Origin of the sequence: Methylotuvimicrobium sp. (assembly GCF_050611805.1) — a bacterium.
Classification (GTDB): Bacteria; Pseudomonadota; Gammaproteobacteria; order Methylococcales; family Methylomonadaceae; genus Methylotuvimicrobium.
The window spans coordinates 41,604-59,508 of the sequence record NZ_JBNGHF010000011.1; the positions used below are offsets into that span (position 1 = coordinate 41,604).

At 47.9% G+C, this 17,905-nt stretch carries 19 protein-coding genes; 17 read left to right on the forward strand and 2 right to left on the reverse strand.

Translation table 11 applies throughout. From position 1 onward, the window contains the following. Positions 1-167 precede the first annotated feature (167 nt). The 8 genes from ACRJJO_RS07465 (at position 168) to nqrF (ending at position 8,488) form a co-directional block, all read left to right on the forward strand. Positions 168-1,361 (forward strand): NAD(P)/FAD-dependent oxidoreductase, encoded by a 1,194-nt coding sequence (locus ACRJJO_RS07465; RefSeq protein WP_431065235.1) that lies wholly within the window; start codon positions 168-170, stop codon positions 1,359-1,361. Between the two features lie 606 nt (positions 1,362-1,967). Next, on the forward strand, positions 1,968-2,480 hold the full coding sequence (gene fae / locus ACRJJO_RS07470; RefSeq protein ID WP_431065292.1) for a formaldehyde-activating enzyme: 513 nt from the start codon (positions 1,968-1,970) through the stop codon (positions 2,478-2,480). Positions 2,481-3,026: 546 nt separating this feature from the next. Next, positions 3,027-4,394 (forward strand): Na(+)-translocating NADH-quinone reductase subunit A, encoded by a 1,368-nt coding sequence (locus ACRJJO_RS07475; protein WP_431065236.1) that lies wholly within the window; start codon positions 3,027-3,029, stop codon positions 4,392-4,394. Next, positions 4,391-5,596, forward strand: coding sequence for an NADH:ubiquinone reductase (Na(+)-transporting) subunit B (locus tag ACRJJO_RS07480; protein ID WP_431065237.1), 1,206 nt, complete (start codon positions 4,391-4,393; stop codon positions 5,594-5,596). Before ACRJJO_RS07475 ends, ACRJJO_RS07480 begins: the two co-directional genes overlap by 4 nt. Further along, positions 5,583-6,407 carry a Na(+)-translocating NADH-quinone reductase subunit C gene (locus tag ACRJJO_RS07485; protein WP_431065238.1) on the forward strand — a complete coding sequence of 275 codons (825 nt, stop codon included), beginning with the start codon at positions 5,583-5,585 and terminating at the stop codon, positions 6,405-6,407. Before ACRJJO_RS07480 ends, ACRJJO_RS07485 begins: the two co-directional genes overlap by 14 nt. A gap of 4 nt (positions 6,408-6,411) precedes the next feature. Further along, entirely contained in the window at positions 6,412-7,023 is a 612-nt protein-coding gene (nqrE, locus tag ACRJJO_RS07490; protein WP_431065239.1) for an NADH:ubiquinone reductase (Na(+)-transporting) subunit E, read from the forward strand. 35 nt (positions 7,024-7,058) lie between these two features. Further along, a complete protein-coding gene (locus ACRJJO_RS07495; protein WP_431065240.1) occupies positions 7,059-7,262 on the forward strand; it encodes a hypothetical protein in 204 nt (67 codons plus the stop codon). Beyond that, positions 7,259-8,488, forward strand: coding sequence for an NADH:ubiquinone reductase (Na(+)-transporting) subunit F (nqrF, locus tag ACRJJO_RS07500; RefSeq protein ID WP_431065241.1), 1,230 nt, complete (start codon positions 7,259-7,261; stop codon positions 8,486-8,488). The genes ACRJJO_RS07495 and nqrF overlap by 4 nt, the downstream gene beginning before the upstream one ends. Before the next feature lie 394 nt (positions 8,489-8,882). Here nqrF and ACRJJO_RS07505 read toward each other — a convergent pair whose 3' ends face one another. Both ACRJJO_RS07505 and ACRJJO_RS07510 read right to left on the reverse strand, forming a co-directional pair. Continuing rightward, complete coding sequence (locus tag ACRJJO_RS07505; RefSeq protein ID WP_431065242.1) at positions 8,883-9,185, reverse strand: type II toxin-antitoxin system RelE/ParE family toxin; 303 nt, start codon at positions 9,183-9,185, stop codon at positions 8,883-8,885. Next, entirely contained in the window at positions 9,182-9,424 is a 243-nt protein-coding gene (locus tag ACRJJO_RS07510) for a type II toxin-antitoxin system ParD family antitoxin (protein WP_431065243.1), read from the reverse strand. The genes ACRJJO_RS07505 and ACRJJO_RS07510 overlap by 4 nt, the downstream gene beginning before the upstream one ends. Positions 9,425-9,801: 377 nt before the next feature. Here ACRJJO_RS07510 and ACRJJO_RS07515 point away from each other — a divergent pair, with 377 nt between their 5' ends. The 9 genes from ACRJJO_RS07515 (at position 9,802) to ACRJJO_RS07555 (ending at position 17,714) form a co-directional block, all read left to right on the forward strand. Further along, a complete protein-coding gene (locus tag ACRJJO_RS07515; RefSeq protein ID WP_431065244.1) occupies positions 9,802-10,188 on the forward strand; it encodes a hypothetical protein in 387 nt (128 codons plus the stop codon). Between the two features lie 1,074 nt (positions 10,189-11,262). Further along, a complete protein-coding gene (locus ACRJJO_RS07520) occupies positions 11,263-11,469 on the forward strand; it encodes a 2-oxoisovalerate dehydrogenase E1 subunit beta (protein WP_014147666.1) in 207 nt (68 codons plus the stop codon). Beyond that, entirely contained in the window at positions 11,466-11,708 is a 243-nt protein-coding gene (locus ACRJJO_RS07525) for a type II toxin-antitoxin system HicA family toxin (protein WP_017840095.1), read from the forward strand. The genes ACRJJO_RS07520 and ACRJJO_RS07525 overlap by 4 nt, the downstream gene beginning before the upstream one ends. Before the next feature lie 292 nt (positions 11,709-12,000). Then, positions 12,001-12,276, forward strand: a complete 276-nt coding sequence (locus ACRJJO_RS07530; RefSeq protein ID WP_209004286.1) for a type II toxin-antitoxin system prevent-host-death family antitoxin — start codon at positions 12,001-12,003, stop codon at positions 12,274-12,276. After that, a complete protein-coding gene (locus ACRJJO_RS07535; RefSeq protein WP_431065245.1) occupies positions 12,266-12,550 on the forward strand; it encodes a type II toxin-antitoxin system RelE family toxin in 285 nt (94 codons plus the stop codon). Before ACRJJO_RS07530 ends, ACRJJO_RS07535 begins: the two co-directional genes overlap by 11 nt. Before the next feature lie 487 nt (positions 12,551-13,037). Beyond that, complete coding sequence (locus tag ACRJJO_RS07540) at positions 13,038-13,658, forward strand: class I SAM-dependent methyltransferase (protein ID WP_431065246.1); 621 nt, start codon at positions 13,038-13,040, stop codon at positions 13,656-13,658. Further along, a complete protein-coding gene (locus tag ACRJJO_RS07545; protein ID WP_431065247.1) occupies positions 13,648-14,682 on the forward strand; it encodes a DEAD/DEAH box helicase family protein in 1,035 nt (344 codons plus the stop codon). Before ACRJJO_RS07540 ends, ACRJJO_RS07545 begins: the two co-directional genes overlap by 11 nt. Next, on the forward strand, positions 14,679-16,550 hold the full coding sequence (locus ACRJJO_RS07550) for a helicase-related protein (RefSeq protein WP_431065248.1): 1,872 nt from the start codon (positions 14,679-14,681) through the stop codon (positions 16,548-16,550). The genes ACRJJO_RS07545 and ACRJJO_RS07550 overlap by 4 nt, the downstream gene beginning before the upstream one ends. 399 nt (positions 16,551-16,949) lie before the next feature. Continuing rightward, positions 16,950-17,714, forward strand: coding sequence for a hypothetical protein (locus ACRJJO_RS07555; RefSeq protein WP_431065249.1), 765 nt, complete (start codon positions 16,950-16,952; stop codon positions 17,712-17,714). The last annotated feature ends 191 nt before the right edge of the window (positions 17,715-17,905 follow it).

Below are 17,905 nucleotides of genomic sequence, written 5' to 3' on the forward strand. Positions count from 1 at the left end.
AAATGTAGTGGCTACGGTCTATGTTATTGAAATAATAGGAATAAAAATAATTCTAAATTTAACTTTGTAGTGCCATTAACTTATTTTATGCATATTGTTCAATAATTTATGATCATGAAATGTTAAAGCTGGGTTGAGATCTTTCATCAAATGGCAAGGGGGATGACATGTTAAGTTATCAATATCTCATTATTGGTGGAGGGATGACCGCTCACGGCGCGATACGCGGCATACGGACCGTAGATCCTACCGCTTCAATAGGATTAATCGGTTCGGAAACTCATCCTCCCTACAAACGTCCCCCCCTTTCCAAAGGTTTATGGCAAGGCAAGCCCCTGGAAAAAATCTGGTACAACGACGAAGAATACAATGCGACGATGCATTTGGGTCGTACCGTTCAAACTTTGGAGCTAAGCGACAAACGAGTCATCGATGACCAAGGAAGCGTTTACCATTTCGAAAAGCTACTCTTGGCAACGGGCGGAAGCCCCGAGCGTCTTCCCTTTGGCGGCGATGACATCATCTACTTCCGCGACCTGGACGATTATCTGAAACTTCGCGCCATCGCCGATGGAAAACAGCGTTTTGCCGTGATAGGGGGCGGTTTCATAGGCTCGGAGATAGCCGCGGCGTTAGCTATGAACGACAAACAAGTCGTCATGGTCTTTCCCGAGGAAGGTATCGGAGCGCGCTTGTTTCCTAAAGATCTGAATCAATTCCTGAATAAATATTACACCGACAAGGGGGTCGAAGTATTACCGGCGCATAGTGTCACCGGACTCACGCGGCAACAGGATCGATTGATTTTGAATGTCCGAAGCGCCGATGGAACGAATGAGCATGATATCAAGGTCGATGCGGTAGTCGCCGGAATCGGCATCCGCCCCAATGTTCGACTCGCCGAGCAAGCTGGATTACCGGTCGATAACGGCATCGTTGTCGATGAATTCCTGCGCGCGGGAAACCCCGATATCTACGCTGCCGGAGATGTCGCCAACTTTTATAATCCAAGTTTGGATGCCCGCATTCGGTTGGAACACGAGGACAACGCACTGAACATGGGGAAGCATGCCGGCCGGAATATGGCAGGCGAGTCGGTCCCTTATCATCACCTTCCTTTTTTTTATTCCGATTTATTTGATTTGGGCTACGAAGCCGTCGGCCGCACGGACTCCCGGTTGGAAACGATGGAGGATTGGGTCGAACCTTATAAAAAAGGCGTGGTTTATTACCTAAAAGAGGACCGAGTACGCGGCGTGCTGTTATGGAATGTCTGGGAGTGTGTTGACGCGGCTCGCAAGCTCATTGCCGAACCCGGTCCTATTGATATTCGGGACCTGAAGGGAAGCTTTTTGAAATGAATTTATTCCTTTGTCAGTTTATGAACTTCTCAATTGGGGATAAAACCGCAAAAGGACGTATTTTATGATTGGCGAATTCAAGAAACATGAAACCTTTACGTCAGAGCGTTTATTCACCCGGATTCTGATTAAGGATTACGTCAAAAATAACTTCCGCATTTTACTCCTTCCTTCTTCCGGTTGGAGCAAAGGATACGGAGGGAGGTTATTTTTGACCATGTCCTAAGTTGCATCGTTAATACGACGCGTATTCGCACTTTCAATCCGTTATTCGCTTCCTCTCGTTTTTAGCGGAGGTTCGTTAAGAAACGGGCATGAAATAAGTCACCCAACTGACGCAGGATTTTTGTTCGTATTCAAGGCGCTCAAACAGGCGCATAGCAGGCTATGTAACTGTTTGAGCAACGAAGAAGACGGACAGAAAGACCTGTCGGTTGCGTAAGTTATAAAATGCACGTTCCTAAGTAATGGGTTAAAGCAAAACGTCTATAACCATTGACCTATTAATGTTTACGAGTCAGTTGTATAGGAAATACTGAAATCGGCTGAATCTTGTCAAGATTATAGATAATTTTTGAATGCTTAAGTGGAGAGATCATCATGAACATGCCGAAAATCGATAAAGTACTGGTCGGTGAAGCCTTGGTAGGAAAAGGCAACGAGATGGCCCACATTGACTTGTTGATGGGGCCTCGCGGCAGCGCCGCTGAAGTCGCATTTTGTATTACGTTGACCAACCAGAAACGAGGCGACAATGCGCTATTGGCATTGGTAGCTCCCAATCTCATGGCTAAGCCCAATACCGTCATATTCAACAAAGTCGAACTCAAAAACGAAAAACAAGTGAACCAAATGTTTGGGCCCGCGGAGCGCGGCGTAGCCAAGGCCGTGGCCGATAGCGTCAAAGAAGGTGTAATCCCTCTGGATGAAGCCGGAGATGTATTTATTTGCGTGGGCGTTTATATTCATTGGGATGCGCAGGATGACAACAAAATCCAGGACTGGAATTATGAGGCCGTCAAGCTGGCAATCAAGCGAGCAATCGCTGGGGAGCCAAAACCGGCGGAAGTCATTGCTCAGGAAGATGTCATGCATCATCCGCTTGCCGCTCACGATTAATAGTCCGTAAGGTGCAACTGTATGTAGGGCGTCAATAGGCGATAGTCGTATTGCGACGCATGATGGATTTTATTCATTCGTTGCAGTACGCTATCGCTAATGCCCCCTAGGCGGGCTTAACGAACCGCTTTACGGGTATCGGATTGGCGTAAATCGATTGGGCGGTTATTTGGTCGAGTGTTCAGTCATTGTTCTGAATGATCGATACATGACAATCCATCAACAGCCGTTTCATTTCTGCTTTTTCAAAAACATTATCCTAAAAAGAGTAGTTGAGTGCCTCTAACTACCGTTCGCCCTGAGCCCCTTCAGCTACGCTCAGGAGAGCCCTGCCGAAGGATGAGGGGTGGTTTGAGGCTTCACCAAGCCGGTGAAAGTGTTGTAGACCCTTCATGCTTCGACTTGGCTCAGCACGAACGGTCTACAACACATGCCAACTGCTCTTTTTAGGATTATGCGTTTTGAAGTCGGCGGCTTGAGTTGAAAGCCGAAGATGAGTTGAGGTATTTTAAGATCCCTTAGCAATTTTTTCAGAAACGGGCATCGATGATGATTAAAATCAAAAAAGGCCTGGACCTGCCCATCAAGGGCAGGCCTGAACAGATTATCAAATCCCTGCCTCCGCCGAAAAGCGTTGCGATACTCGGCTTCGACACGGCCGGTTTAAAGCCGCAGATGGCGGTCAAAGAGTCCGATCCGGTCATTAAAGGCCAATTGTTGTTCACCGATAAAAGAATGCCGGCGGTACGCTACACCTCGCCCGGAACCGGCTTTGTCAAAGCGATCAATCGCGGCGAAAGGCGCGCTCTGCTGTCGGTCGTGATCGAGCTGACCGACAGCGACGAAGAAGTTCATTTCGAGGCCTATTCCGAAGACCGGCTAATCTCGCTAACCCGCCGCCAAATAATCGACCAACTGCTGGCTTCGGGGTTATGGACGGCGTTGCGCACGCGACCGTTCAACAAGACGGCCGATCCCGACACGGTGCCGCACTCGCTATTTATCACGGCCATGGATACCAACCCGTTGGCGCCGGCCATCGAGCCGATGTTAGACGGCCATGAGCGGGATTTCATCAACGGTGTGCGAATCGTCGCTCGCTTAACCGAAGGCCGCGTCTTTCTTTGCAAACATCCCAAAACGACGCTGCCCGACCTGGCTATCGAAAATCTGACTATTACGGATTTTTCAGGCCCTCATCCGGCCGGCAATGTCGGCACGCATATCCATTTTCTCGACCCCGTCCATCTCGGCAAGACGGTGTGGCATATCGGGCTGCAGGATGTGATCGCAGTCGGGAAGTTATTCACTACCGGCCGGCTTTATGTAGACCGCATCGCGGCCTTAGCCGGCCCGTCCGTGCTGCATCCCTGCCTGATCAAGACCCGAATCGGCGCCTGTTTGGACGACCATTGCCGCGACGCGCTGATAGACGGCGAGAATCGCATCATTTCCGGCTCTGTATTGTCCGGTCACCACGCCCAAGGCGCCACGGCGTTTCTGGGCCGCTATCATCAGCAGATTTCGGTGTTGCCGGAAGACCGACAACGCAAATTATTAGGTTGGTTGAATCCCGGCCTTAGGCTCTATTCGGTCAAGAATGTCGTGCTATCCAAGTTCATTCCCGGCAGCACTTATGATTTCACGACCTCGACGCACGGCGATATCAGGGCCATCATTCCCAACGGTAATTACGAACGCGTCATGCCCTTGGATTTGATGCCGTTGTTCTTGCTGCGAGCGCTGGCCGTCGAAGATATCGAAGAAGCCGAAAACCTCGGCTGTCTCGAACTGGCTGAAGAAGACTTGGCCTTATGTACCTTTGTGTGCCCATCGAAACTGGATTTCGCGCCGTTGCTGCGCCGAAATCTGGATATGATCGAGGAAGAAACCCTGGAGCATGAATCCTTATGAGCGAAGATTCCGGAAAAAGCGGCTCTCAAACTAACAAAGGCGAAACGCGGCGCTTACTCGGCCCGCTCTATGAGGCCGTGGACACTTTTCTCCATACGCCGGGAACGGTTACCCGTGGCGCCCCGCATGTGCGCGACGCGATGGACATGAAACGCATGATGGTCACCGTCATCGTCGCGTTGATACCGGCCGTCGTCATGGCTTTTTATAATACCGGTCTGCAAATCAACTTGGCGCTGCAGCAACTAAACATCGAACATGCCTCGGGATGGCGCGGCGCGCTACTGACCTTGCTGGGTGTCGGTCATGATCCGAACCGAATGCTGGATAACATGCTGCTGGGCGCGCTGTATTTTTTACCGGTCTATATCGTTACCGTTGTCACGGGAGGCTTTTGGGAAGTGCTGTTCGCAAGCGTCAGACAACACGCCATCAGCGAAGGTTTTTTGGTCACCAGTCTGCTGTTCGCGCTGATTCTGCCGCCCGACATTCCTTTGTGGCAGGTCATGCTCGGTATATCGTTCGGCGTGGTGATCGGTAAGGAAATTTTCGGCGGCGTCGGCATGAACATACTCAATCCGGCCCTGGTCGGACGTAGCTTTTTGTTTTTCTCTTATCCGAGAGAAATGACCGGCAATTCGATTTGGGTGCCGGTCGACGGTTACAGCCGGGCCACGCCCTTGGCGGAATTACCCGCCCCCGAGCTTGAACTGAGCGTTTCTTGGCAGGATGCCTTCTTCGGGTTCATGCCGGGCTCGATGGGCGAAACCTCGACGCTGGCCTGCCTGATCGGCGCGTTGATTCTTATCGTTAGCCGGGTCGGGTCGTGGCGCATCATGACCGGCGTGGTATTGGGCATGGTCGGCTTATCATTGCTGTTCAACTATGTCGGCAACCCGTCGAATCCGATGTTTCAGCTCACGCCGCAATGGCATCTCGTGTTGGGCGGATTTGCCTTCGGCACCGTTTATATGGCCACCGATCCGGTCTCGGCCGCGCATTCTCTGCCCGGTCAATACGTCTACGGATTTCTGGTCGGCGCCTTGACAGTGCTGGTCCGGGTCATAAATCCGGGCTTTCCGGAAGGCATCATGCTGGCCATTTTATTCGGCAATGTATTTGCGCCGACCATAGACAGGCTGTTCGTCAGCCGTCATATCCGAAAACGGTTGAGGAGGCAAACTGTCGATGCGGAAAAATAGCTTCAAAAATACCCTCCGGATCGTATTGGGCGTGAGCCTGATCTGTTCTTTATTGGTATCCGCGACCGCGATATTGCTGCAACCGAAGCAAAGGCAAAACCAACGCCTGGACAGGATCGGAAATATCCTGGCCGTTGCGGATCTCTATGAACCCGGGATCGATATTGAAGCCGTCTACCGACAAAACATCGTACCGCAGATGATAGCGTTGGATTCGGGAGACGTCGTAGCACCGGAAAAATTCGATGAGACTCTGAATATCGAAGCCTTCGATATTCAAACACTGACTGCAGACCCAAGGTATAGCGCATCCGTACCGCCTGAGTACGACAAGGCAAAAATCAAACAGCGCCCACAATACATGGCGGTCTATCGAGTCGAGACGGATCGACACCTTCAAAAACTCATCCTGCCTATCTACGGACGAGGGTTGTGGTCGACTCTTTACGGATTCATCGCGCTGGATAAAGACCTACGCACGATTACCGGCATTACTTTTTACAAGCATAAGGAAACGCCGGGCCTAGGTGGCGAAGTCGACAATTCGCAATGGAAAAATAGCTGGAAAGGCAAGCAAGCGTTTGACGATCAAGGTCGGGTCGTGATCGAAGTCGTGAGGGGTGAAGTCGAACCGGACGCCGGCGATGCGGATCATCAAGTCTCGGGGCTTTCCGGTGCGACGATAACCAGTCGCGGAGTCAACAATCTGGTCCGATACTGGCTGGGCGAACACGGCTACGGACCCTACCTAAACGCTCTCGAAAAAGCGCGTAAACAAAAGAATTTCGCCGATAACAACGGACCGGAGTAAATCCATGTTGGAACATTACTTGAGTCTTTTTTTGACCGCTGTTTTCATAGAAAACCTGGCCTTGGCTTTCTTTCTGGGCATGTGCACGTTTCTGGCCGTATCCGATCGACTGTCTACGGCTACCGGCCTCGGCATTGCCGTCATCGTCGTGCAGTCGATCACCGTGCCGATCAACAATTTGATTTATCAGCATGTCCTCAAGGAAAACGCGCTCGCCTGGCTCGGACTACAAGGCATAGACCTGACTTTTCTGGGGCTTTTATGCTATATCGGCGTGATCGCCGCCGTCGTGCAGATTCTGGAGATGTTTTTGGATAAATATATTCCCCGGCTCTATATTGCGCTTGGTATCTTTCTACCGCTGATCACGGTCAATTGCGCCATCCTCGGCGGCAGCCTATTCATGGTCGAGCGTCATTACAATTTTACCGAGAGCATCGTGTTCGGATTCGGTACCGGAACGGGATGGGCGTTAGCCATCGTCGGATTGGCGGGCATTCGCGAAAGAATGAAATACAGCAACGTACCCGAAGGTCTGCGAGGTCTCGGTATTACCTTCATCACGGCCGGCTTGATGGCGATGGCCTTCATGTTGTTTTCGGGCATAGAGCTCTAGCGATGCGGCCTCCCACAATGATGACATTAAGGAATATGCACAAATTATCTTCTCGAAACAGTAAACTTTGCGGAGGTTCGGTGACTCGCTTGACAGGACGCCGTGAATACGTCCATGTAGGCTTGACGGCGGCTTTCCCTGTCGCCGACACCTGTCAATCGAGCCACCGAATCCCCTTTCCGATTGTTGAAGAAGTCACTTCATGCTCGTTCCTGACGACCGAACGGAGGCCGGCATGAGCGATACTAGCTTAATCATCATTAGCATGGCCTTGTTTACAGTCATCGTTCTACTGCTAACGCTGGTCGTGATGTTCGCCAAAGCCCGGCTGGTCGAAAAAGGCGACGCTACTCTCACGATTAACGACGATCCGGATCATAGCCTAACCGTGCCGATGGGCGGCAAATTGCTGGGCGCCTTAGCCGACAAGGCTATCTATGTCCCTTCAGCTTGCGGCGGCCAGGGCACCTGCGGCCAATGTAAGGTCGTGATCAAAAAAGGCGGCGGCGCTATCCTGGGCACCGAGCGGGCCAAACTCAACCGGCAGCAGATCAAAGCCGGCTACCGATTGTCGTGCCAGGTTTCCGTCAAGGGCGATATGGGCCTCGATTTGCCGCCGGAACTGTTCTCGATCCGCAACTGGGAATGCACGGTGCATTCCAATCGCAGCGTCGCTACGTTCATCAAGGAACTGGTATTGGAATTGCCGCCCGGCGAAGACATGGAATTCAGGGCCGGAGGATATGTCCAAATCAATGTGCCGCCCCATACCGTTAACTACAGCGATTTCGAAATCGAAGAACGGTTTCGGCCGGATTGGGATAAATACAAACTGTGGCAATACGTTTCCAAAGTCGACGAACCGGTCATGCGCGCCTATTCGATGGCCAACTATCCGGAAGAAAAAGGCATCATCATGTTGAATGTCCGCATATCCTCGCCGCCTCCCTCCGATCCCGACGTACCGCCCGGCAAGGTCTCGTCCTATATCTTCAGTCTGAAACCGGGCGACAAGGTCAGCATATCGGGGCCTTACGGCGAATTCTTCGCGCGGGAAACCGACAACGAAATGATCTTCGTCGGCGGCGGCTCCGGCATGGCGCCCATGCGCTCGCATATCTTCGATCAATTGAAACGGCTGAATAGCGAACGGAAAATATCCTACTGGTACGGCGCCCGCAGTCTCGGCGAAGTATTTTACGCCGAAGACTTCGACCGACTGGCGCAGGAACACGACAATTTTCGATGGATCATCGGCTTGTCGAGCCCGCTACCCGAAGACGACTGGACGGGACCTACAGGTTTCATACACCAAATTCTGTACGACGAATATCTAAAAGACCATCCGGCCCCCGAAGACTGCGAATATTATCTATGCGGCCCGCCGGTGATGATCGATGCCGTGGTCGATATGTTGACCGATCTCGGCGTCGATTCGAAGAATATATTGTTTGATAAATTCTGAAGCTTTTGTACTCAAGGTTGTTAAGTGCGTATTGTTCGCCACCGCCATTAAGTTAAGGGCTTTTACGTTCGCATGTTCTCCCTTCAAGTAATGTTATACTTCGCGCGGCCACATTTGCTGGTAAGCTAACGCGCTATTTTGTCCGATAGCGGCGTTGCGAAAACAGTTACATAGCTTGCTATGCGCCTGTTTTCGCGCCTTGCTCTCGAACAAAATAGCATTGCCATAAAAGCCGCAAACATGACCGCGCGAAGTATATCGCTGATAACGTACCCATATAAACATGGTCTCTTTGCTCTTTGTGCCTAGCCTCGAAAGACACCTTAGTTAGGGGGAAATGGATACGAGATAAACAAAAACGCCTTTAGCGGATGGTGTCAAAGGGGTACGCCCTTTATGTGTCTAGAATCTGAGACTCCACATCCATGCTTTTATGAAGTACGCGAATTATTGTAATCTTGCTATTCGTACCTTCACGAAAAAATATAATATGGCTTCCTTGCGGGAACTTTTTATATCCAATTTTTATGTGGTCGCATTTCTTTCCAACAGATGGGTTGTCGGCTAAAAAATGAAAAACATCGTCAAATTGCTTTAGATACAAATACCGCTGGTTTCGACCCCAGCGAATTTCAGTAAATTTAGCTATTTCCCTAAGATCTTTCTTTGCTGCTTGAGTTAACTCAAATGCCTTCATTCATCCATTTCTTTATCAAGTTCGGCCATAAAAGTATCGTAGTTGTAATCCGCAATATCGCTTCGCTCGCCTTCATCTAGGGCTTTTCTCAAGGCATGCAATCTTGTTTCATTATTTTCAAGCAGCCTAAGTCCTGCTCTTACTACTTCACTGGCTGAACTAAATCTACCGCTTTTAATTTGACTAGCAATAAATCCATCAAAATGATCACCCAACGTAATACTCGTGTTTTTAGCCATTCTGCACCTCGCTTATACCTATTTATACCTGATTATGGTACAACACACACATCAAGACAAATTACTCGGACTGCCGTCAAGCCAACGTCAAATCGATATGTCGGCCCAATGCCTTACATCATTCCTACGCTCTGCGTCCCCAGGGGGTCGATAATCCCGACAAGAGCAACGATAGATTCTCTATAGTTTTTTAATCCAATTGCCCACGGCAGTCGACGCAGAGCGTCTAAAGCGGCATTCGCGCGCAGAGCATGGGAACGAGTGTTTTATAAAATGGCGGGACTTAATACCGATAATTTGCTGGGTGGTTGCATTTATGAGTTGAATTCGCCCAACGCTATTCCGGCCTGGAAAACTATACTATCGATGGCGTAGGCTTGAAGGCATTCATCATCCGATTGCAGAACGACAAAGACACCGATACGGCTTGGTTGGAATCGGTCGCCGCATTTTTAGGCAAAGCGCCGCCCGATAAATGGAAGCCAAACAACACCACCGAAGCCGCTTATCGTTTAATCGAATTAAGCGGAAGATTGAAAGAGCTTGCGATCGTCCACGCCGAGCAACAAAAAGCAGAAGCCGGCAGTGAAGCGACGTTGATACGAATCGTGAGCGAAAATGGCGAATACAAACAAGTGGCCTATTTGACCGAAGAATTAAAAGAACAGGCCGACGCCAAAATAGCGGAACTGAAGCTGGATCAAGGTAGCCAGGCATTGAAACAGGCTATTCTTGCGCGATTGATAAAGGAGTGGTCATCTTGAATAAGGGTATCTATCGAGTAATTATTCGTATCCCACTATCGTTCTTACGCAGAGCGATCATCGTTATACATATACCCGTCGTAGATCAAAATTCGGCGCCTGGGTGACCGCTAAAGGACGCCGTGAACCCAGCACCTAAATCCAGCACCTAAATTCCATAGGTCATTGGAAATGATTCAAAACATGGCTTATTTAGGTGCTGGGTGAATAAGTCCATGTAGGCAAAGCCTTTATGAGCGCCATGGATGGCGTGAATGTCGATTTTGCAGGAGCGAAAATCGACCGGACACCCAGGCGCCTCCTCTGGCACTGCCGAAATTTGAAGTGTTAAAGGTATAAATTGTAGGGTACGCTGCGCGTGCCAAAGCCGTGCCCTGACGGTTCGATTGGCACATGAACATTGCCGGGTTACCATGGTGAGCACAGCGTACCCTACGCGGATCGCCTAGCGCTAGGTGAAGGATAGCCGAGTGTGTTAAATGACAATAAAGGTATCGAGCTCTCATTGGCTAAGATTGCAAAAGGGTAATTTTTGACTTATGTATAACGATGAGCGGGAGAGCGTAACTGCCATTAAGTTAAGGTAAGCCCGTCATTCCGCCATGGATTCACTCCGGGCTATCCTGCCCGGAACCCTTCGGGTAAATGCAAATCCGTTCCGTACGGATTTGTGGCGGGATCCTGTGCCATGGATGGCAAGCTTTTGAGGCACATTAGAGCCTGAATGCAAGCATTACTTATCTCTGTGATGGCTTAACTTAATGGCAGTGGTAGAGCGTGGGAACGATAATTGCCGGGGACTGAATAGTTACTCTATCGATGTTCGGGTTATGATCGTGAAACGATTATCCTAAAAAGAGTAGCTGAGAGCCTCAAACTACCGTTCGCCCTGAGCCCTTCGGCTGCGCTCAGGAGAGCCCTGTCGAAGGGTGAGCGGTAGTTTGAGGCTTCACCAGTCCGGTGAAAGTGTTGTAGACCCTTCATGCTTCGACTTGGCTCAGCACGAACGGTCTACAACACATGTCAACTGCTCTTTCTAGGGTTATTATTAAAAACAACTGAGATAATGCGCAAATGAACGAAATAATTTTTGTTGTAGAAGAAGCCGCGGAGGGCGGTTTTATCGCTAAAGCGCTTGGCTGTTCAATATATACCGAGGCGGATGATATAGAACAACTGCATGCTAATGTTCGAGATGCGGTCGCCTGTCACTTCGAGTCGGAAGACAAGCCGAGCATTATTCGTTTGCATTTTGTCCGTGACGAAGTGATTGCAGCATGAAGTTGCCGCGAGATCTAACAGGAATATTACTCGCTAAAAAATTAGCGGTTCTAGGCTACCAAATAACGCGGCAAACAGGTAGCCACATGCGGTTAACGACATTAGAAAAAGGCGAACATCACATAACAATTCCAGCACATAATCCGCTGAGAACGGGTGTGTTATCAGCCATATTGAACGATGTTGCTTCGCATTTTAATCTAACCCGAGACGAACTATTAAGTCGTTTATTTGAATAAGAAAGTAGTAATGTAGGTCGGGTTAGCGTGAGCGTAACCCGACAGGATAGCCATTGATGGTCGGGTTACGGCTATCGCCTAACCCGACCTACCCGGCTTCAGGCATGGTTGGATGATTATGACGCTTGAGTGGTGAGTTATCCGGTTCTCACGGTGCTTCGCTGTTCTTTTTGCATAATACCTGAATGCCCCGATTTGTTATTAGCCGTATTGCGCAGCATGTTGGCCTGTAACCATCCGGCGCAATACGCTAACGCTATTGCGCCCTAATGTGCTAAAAGATTAGCAACAAATGAACAAACCAACAATTCATGGAGTTCTTATGGATGTCATTTTAAGTAACAAGACGGTCAGTGTAACCGAATTGAAACGCAGTTTTTCAGACGTCCTGAAAAAAGCAGAAGATGAAGCGGTTGCTATTTTAAGCCACAACAAGGCTGAAGCCTATTTACTACCTGCCGCGCATTATGAAATGTTGATGGCGTACTTGGAGGATTTAGAAGATGCACAGTTGGTCAAGGAACGTGCAGAAGGCCCATTCATCAAGGTAAGCCTTGATGACTTATGAGTTGCGTTTCCATGAACTGGCGCTACAGGAATGGGAGAAACTCGATGGTAGTGTTCGTGCGCCATTGAAAAAGAAATTGGCTGAACGGCTTGAAAATCCAAGGGTTCCGGCTGCGGCACTTTCCGGTATGCCTAACTGTTATAAAATAAAACTTGCCTCCAAAGGCTATCGCCTGATTTATCGCGTCGATGATGAGATTATTTTTGTGACTGTGATCGCTGTTGGTAAACGAGAAAAATCCAAGGTTTATGAAACGGCACAATCTCGATTATAGTGGGCCGAGCCAACATTACGAGCATATTGGTTTATTTCGGGGGAAAATTTCTGGTACAAAAAATAAAAATACACTAAATGTATGCGCATAACACAAAAGCATATTATTTGTGAAGCCGCTGAAAAATATTTTGGCTCGGGTGCAGGTTTGATTATTCGGAACGAGAGTTGACGATACACGCAAAGGCGGCGATATTGATCTGTATATCGAAATACCAACACAAAATGCCGAAGAATTAATAACGGCCAAATTACAGTTTTTACGGGAGCTCCACAAAAAAATCGGTGAGCAAAAAATAGATATCGTTTTGCACAGAGCCGACTCGTCAATAGATTTACCGATCTACCGGATAGCTAAACAGACTGGGGTGCGATTGCAATGACAGAAATTAGTATTGCAAGCACAGCACGTCTGGTAGGCTTGTCTCTGAAAGCATTAAAAGCCGCCATTAAAAATTATAAGATTTGAAATTTAGACATTCTTCGGCATGCCCCAAACTAATAATAAAAAGCAAACAATCGATTTCTATAATGCCAATGCTGAACAGTATGTTGCCGAAACCTCCAATTTAGATGTTTCAGACCATCGAAATCGTTTCCTGAATTTCATCCCTGACGGCGGGCAGATATTAGATTTAGGCTGCGGTTCAGGCCGTGACAGTCGCTTTTTTATCGACCGAGGTTATTCGGTGACGGCTGTCGATGCATCTGAAGTCATTGCCAAATTAGCTAGCGAATTTATTGGCATAACGGTTGATGTCCTAGATTTTCAAGAGCTTGAATATTTTGAGACTTTCGACGGTATCTGGGCTTGCGCTAGTTTGTTGCATTGTCCAAAAGCAGAGATGGACTCCGTCATACTGAAAATAACAAAGGCTTTGAAACCGCACGGTATCGCTTATATGTCTTTTAAGTTTGGAGCCGGCGAACGAGTTGACGAACGGGGGCGTTTTTTCAATGATTACACGGAAGCCGATTTGGCTGAATTGCTAGTTGCCCATTCGGATTTAGAAATTATCGACCTGTTTACCGAATCAAAACCGCTAAGAGGCGGACTCCAGACTTGGCTCAATTTATACGCAAAAAAACAAGCGGACAATGACGTCTAATGTAATTCAACATTTGATCACGGGGGGCGACGATCCTTTTCTGCCTAAGCTAAAGAACGATATCAATTCTGCCAACAGGATCGATATCACGGTGTCTTTCATTCGGCAAAGCGGTCTACGATTGATCCTTGACGCCTTGATCGATGCGCTTGAACGGGGCGTTGATATTCGCATTTTAACCGGGGACTATCTATGCGTTACGGAACCGGTTGCTTTGCGTCATTTACTTTTGTTGCAAGAATCCGGCGCCGATGTCCGGGTATTCGAAACGCACAATGGTCAAAGCTTTCATATGAAAGCCTATATCTTTGCCTTTTCGAGTGAGCAAGGTAAGAGCGGCGGTCATGCCTATGTCGGCTCCAGTAATATTTCGAGTTCCGCATTGAAGCATGGATTGGAATGGAATCTCAGAGTGGCACTTGAAGAAAATACGGCCAGGTTTGATGAAATATGTCGTAAATTTGAACATATTTATACTCATTCCAGTACAAAGCGATTGTCGAATCATTGGATAGAGGTTTATCAGCAAAGATTCGAAAATCGGCCTATCGTTCTTTTTCCGGAATTGGAAAAAGAAGAAACGACACTCCCGCCGGAACCCAATGCCATTCAAGAAGAAGCGCTAAAAGCGCTAAAGCATTCTCGTGAAATGGGTTATCGACGCGGCTTGGTCGTTATGGCGACAGGACTGGGAAAAACCTGGCTAGCCGCGTTCGATAGCCTGCAATTGAATAGCGAGAAAGTGTTGTTTGTCGCGCACCGAGAAGAAATACTGATTCAAGCCGAATATACCTTTGTCTGTATTCGCTCTAAAGCCAAGGTCGCGAAATTTACCGGGCAGGATCATCAACTGGACGCCGATATGCTGTTTGCTTCGATCCAAACCTTGGGCAAACAGCATCACTTAAACAAATTCGCGCCGGATCATTTCGATTACATCGTCGTCGATGAATTTCATCATGCATCCGCTCGCACTTATCGGCAATTACTCAACCACTTCAAGCCCGTTTTTTATTGGGCTTGACGGCGACGCCGGAGCGCACCGATCAGGCGGACATTTTTTCGCTTTGTGATGATAACTTGGTTTATCGCCGCGATATGTTCGACGGTATTAATTCAGGCCTATTAAGTCCGTTTAATTATTACGGGATTGCCGATCAGGAAGTCGATTACCAAAGCATACCCTGGCGCAACGGCAAATTTGACCCGGAGCAACTACAGAATAAGCTGGCTACCCAGGCACGAGCCAAACATGCACTCAAACGCTGGGAGGAGTTGAAACAAGTCAGGACGCTGGCGTTTTGTGTCTCGAAAAAACACGCGGATTATATGGCCGATTTCTTTCGACAGCAGGGTTATAAAGCGGTATCTGTGCACAGTGACTCTTCCATTCGGCGAAACGATGCCTTATCGAAATTAGAAAATGCTGAAATCGATATCATATTTTCGGTCGATCTGTTCAATGAGGGTATTGATTTACCGCTCATCGATACCGTTTTATTGCTAAGGCCGACCGAATCGAAAATTATTTTTCTTCAACAATTAGGGCGCGGATTACGAAGACATCTTCTGAAAGATAGCTTGGTCGTGTTGGATTTTATCGGAAATCACCTGAGTTTTTTTCGCAAGCCCGAAGCGCTTTTCAATGTGGGCGTCTCCAAACGTGAACGTAGCGAGTTCATCAAGCAAATTCAATCAAACACGCTCAAGCTGCCCGACGGCTGTTATGTGAACTTTGATCTTCAAGCCATCGATTTTCTTGCAAAATTAATCGCGACGAATATCGATACCCAAGAGGAGATTTATCGTTCGTTGAAGGCATCGAAAGATCGCCGGCCAACATTGGCGGAGTTTTATAACGCGGGCGGCGAGGTTCAAGTCATTCGTCAACAATATGGTCAGTGGCTGAATTTTATTGTTTCCGAGCAGGACCTTTCGGTAGATGAAAGCGAATGCTTGAGCCGTTTTGAAGGTTTCTTCAAAGAAATTGAAGTCACCAACCTGACCAAATCCTACAAAATCGTCCTTTTGGAAGCGCTCTTGGAGCTCGACGGTTTTCGACAGTCAATCGATATCAAGGATTTGTCCATGCATTGTTTCGGCATCATCCAGCGTCGTCGTGCCTTGCTTGCCGACTTGCCCGATGAGTTTAGGGCAGTCGATCGATTAGAGGGCAGGGCAGTCAACCGCTGGCGCACTTACTGGAAATCCAATCCCATCAAAGCGTGGACGGGCGGGAATAAGGCGACCGATCAAGCTTTTTTTAAAATTGATGTCGAGCGATTTCAATTTATTGGCGATGTTCCGGAGAACGAAATCGACATCTTTTTTGCATTGATCGGGGAGCTGATCGACTATCGTTACATGCAATACGAAGAAAGACTACGAAAAGTGCCACCGGTACAACGTAGCCCGAAAGCGGATGTTATCGACATTAACAGCGTCAGAAAACAAAGAATACCTTACTTTCAGGATTTAAAAATCGCATGCGGATTTTTCAAAACCAGCCAACATGATGAAGATAGTGTTCATAAGGTCGCTTTGCCGGAACACTATGGTCGATTGGATTCGGAACGGCATTTCATTGCCCGCGCAACAGGCCATTCGATGGATGGCGGAAAAAATCCGATCAAGGACGGCGATTTTCTTCTGCTCGAGGCGATCACGCCCGACCGTGCGGGAAGTATTAGTCATCAAATCGTTGCAATTGAAAGACAGGATGTATCAGGCGATGATCAGTATTTATTGAGATATGTTCGAAAATTAGGCCAAGGCGAGTATGAGTTGATCGCGAACAATCCGGATTATCAGCCCATGCGGGCGACAGAAGAGATGCGAACCTTTGCGCGTTTCAAAGGCGTGATCGATTCGGATGACCTGGCAGATGCCTGATTTGTGTTGAGGGATAACAATCCATGAAGCCCAAAAAGAATAACTGGGGTCAGGTACGAGTTGAATGATACTGAATTGGCCTGCGTTTAATTTGTAGCTGACCCCAGTTATTTTCGAGTGTTCGGTATGTAACGAATAATGCTTGAGCCGCATGACGCGGCGAACATCTTCCAACAAGGTCGGCGATTTTGAGCTTGACATAAAATTGTTAGCGGCTATAGTGAGGCGAATTTATTATATAGGCAAATTTGCCTGAATTTATGTCTAATATCAAGTTATTAAGGCAAATATGCCTGGTTTGGGTGTTATCAGGGCAAAAGTGCCTGAAAAGATCGTCAATATCAACTTATCGAGCAGATTTGCTTAATAATCAATAGTTAGGCATAAGAGAGAGTTATCGTGGAGATTGGGAAAAGATCAAAGCTATCCTTAAGCCAATTCTTATCATTGTTTAGTGGTGATGATTTGTATTTGATATTTGGGAAATATGGAATTGACTATTATAGGGACTCCCAAATTGAAATAAGCCAATCATTGATGCAAGCCAATGGAGATATGATTGGCGAGCTTATGAACGAAGTTGTATGTACAAAAGGCGATTTACGTAGCAAAGTTAGCCCAAAGTATAGGTTTGATGAGAGATGGGAAGAATTAGAAAAGTGTTTGATTCTTGACGGTTATAGAGTTTCAGAAAGAAAAATAATAAATATTGAACCTACTATTGAAGGGTATGCACCTCTGGAAGACGACTTAGATAGAGAGCTAAAAGAATCTTATTTATCTGAGTCAGGAAATGTAATAAAGCACATTAATTTGTCAGCGCAGTCGTTTTTAAAAACCGAACCGGATTTCAACGCGTGTTTATCCCATTCAAGGGTTGCTTTAGAAACTCTAATTAGGTCTATTGCCTTGAGTAAAGGAATGGAACGTATGGAGGGCGCTAAGGCTTGGGGCAGGTCGCTAGGATATTTATCTGAAGTTGATTTTATAAATAAAAAAGATGAGTCAGCTATTTCATCGATTTATACGCTCATAAGCGATGGAGCACATGTGCCTTTGGGGTTTACTGAACAAGAGTACGTTCGTTTCGGTAGAAACCTGGTTATTTCAATGTGCTACTACATTGTAAAGTTATTCAGGGGCAATAACATGCCTAACAATTAGCTCCAGCTGACCATTTGCCGCGGTACTTTTTTGGGGGTCGCTTCGCTATTTTCCCCCAAAAAAGTACCGCGGCAAATGGCAGCTGAGCATGGCGTTCTCAGGGTGCTCCGCTGCGCTACGCACCCTGAGAATGGCCGAGTTCACAGGAAACCTGTCGAACAATTGGCCCTCAGTCCGCTACGCTCCCTGAG

What these genes read in the sequence shown, in the direction of transcription:
- ACRJJO_RS07475 (WP_431065236.1), top strand. Translation starts at nt 3,027, where the DNA reads ATGATGATTAAAATCAAAAAAGGCCTGGACCTGCCCATCAAGGGCAGG.
- ACRJJO_RS07465 (WP_431065235.1), top strand. Translation starts at nt 168, where the DNA reads ATGTTAAGTTATCAATATCTCATTATTGGTGGAGGGATGACCGCTCAC.
- ACRJJO_RS07530 (WP_209004286.1), top strand. Translation starts at nt 12,001, where the DNA reads ATGAACAAACCAACAATTCATGGAGTTCTTATGGATGTCATTTTAAGT.
- nqrF (WP_431065241.1), top strand. Translation starts at nt 7,259, where the DNA reads ATGAGCGATACTAGCTTAATCATCATTAGCATGGCCTTGTTTACAGTC.
- ACRJJO_RS07535 (WP_431065245.1), top strand. Translation starts at nt 12,266, where the DNA reads ATGACTTATGAGTTGCGTTTCCATGAACTGGCGCTACAGGAATGGGAG.
- ACRJJO_RS07545 (WP_431065247.1), top strand. Translation starts at nt 13,648, where the DNA reads ATGACGTCTAATGTAATTCAACATTTGATCACGGGGGGCGACGATCCT.
- ACRJJO_RS07510 (WP_431065243.1), bottom strand. Translation starts at nt 9,424, where the DNA reads ATGGCTAAAAACACGAGTATTACGTTGGGTGATCATTTTGATGGATTT.
- ACRJJO_RS07525 (WP_017840095.1), top strand. Translation starts at nt 11,466, where the DNA reads ATGAAGTTGCCGCGAGATCTAACAGGAATATTACTCGCTAAAAAATTA.
- ACRJJO_RS07540 (WP_431065246.1), top strand. Translation starts at nt 13,038, where the DNA reads ATGCCCCAAACTAATAATAAAAAGCAAACAATCGATTTCTATAATGCC.
- ACRJJO_RS07485 (WP_431065238.1), top strand. Translation starts at nt 5,583, where the DNA reads ATGCGGAAAAATAGCTTCAAAAATACCCTCCGGATCGTATTGGGCGTG.
- ACRJJO_RS07480 (WP_431065237.1), top strand. Translation starts at nt 4,391, where the DNA reads ATGAGCGAAGATTCCGGAAAAAGCGGCTCTCAAACTAACAAAGGCGAA.
- ACRJJO_RS07505 (WP_431065242.1), bottom strand. Translation starts at nt 9,185, where the DNA reads ATGAAGGCATTTGAGTTAACTCAAGCAGCAAAGAAAGATCTTAGGGAA.
- ACRJJO_RS07520 (WP_014147666.1), top strand. Translation starts at nt 11,263, where the DNA reads ATGAACGAAATAATTTTTGTTGTAGAAGAAGCCGCGGAGGGCGGTTTT.
- ACRJJO_RS07495 (WP_431065240.1), top strand. Translation starts at nt 7,059, where the DNA reads ATGCACAAATTATCTTCTCGAAACAGTAAACTTTGCGGAGGTTCGGTG.
- nqrE (WP_431065239.1), top strand. Translation starts at nt 6,412, where the DNA reads ATGTTGGAACATTACTTGAGTCTTTTTTTGACCGCTGTTTTCATAGAA.
- fae (WP_431065292.1), top strand. Translation starts at nt 1,968, where the DNA reads ATGCCGAAAATCGATAAAGTACTGGTCGGTGAAGCCTTGGTAGGAAAA.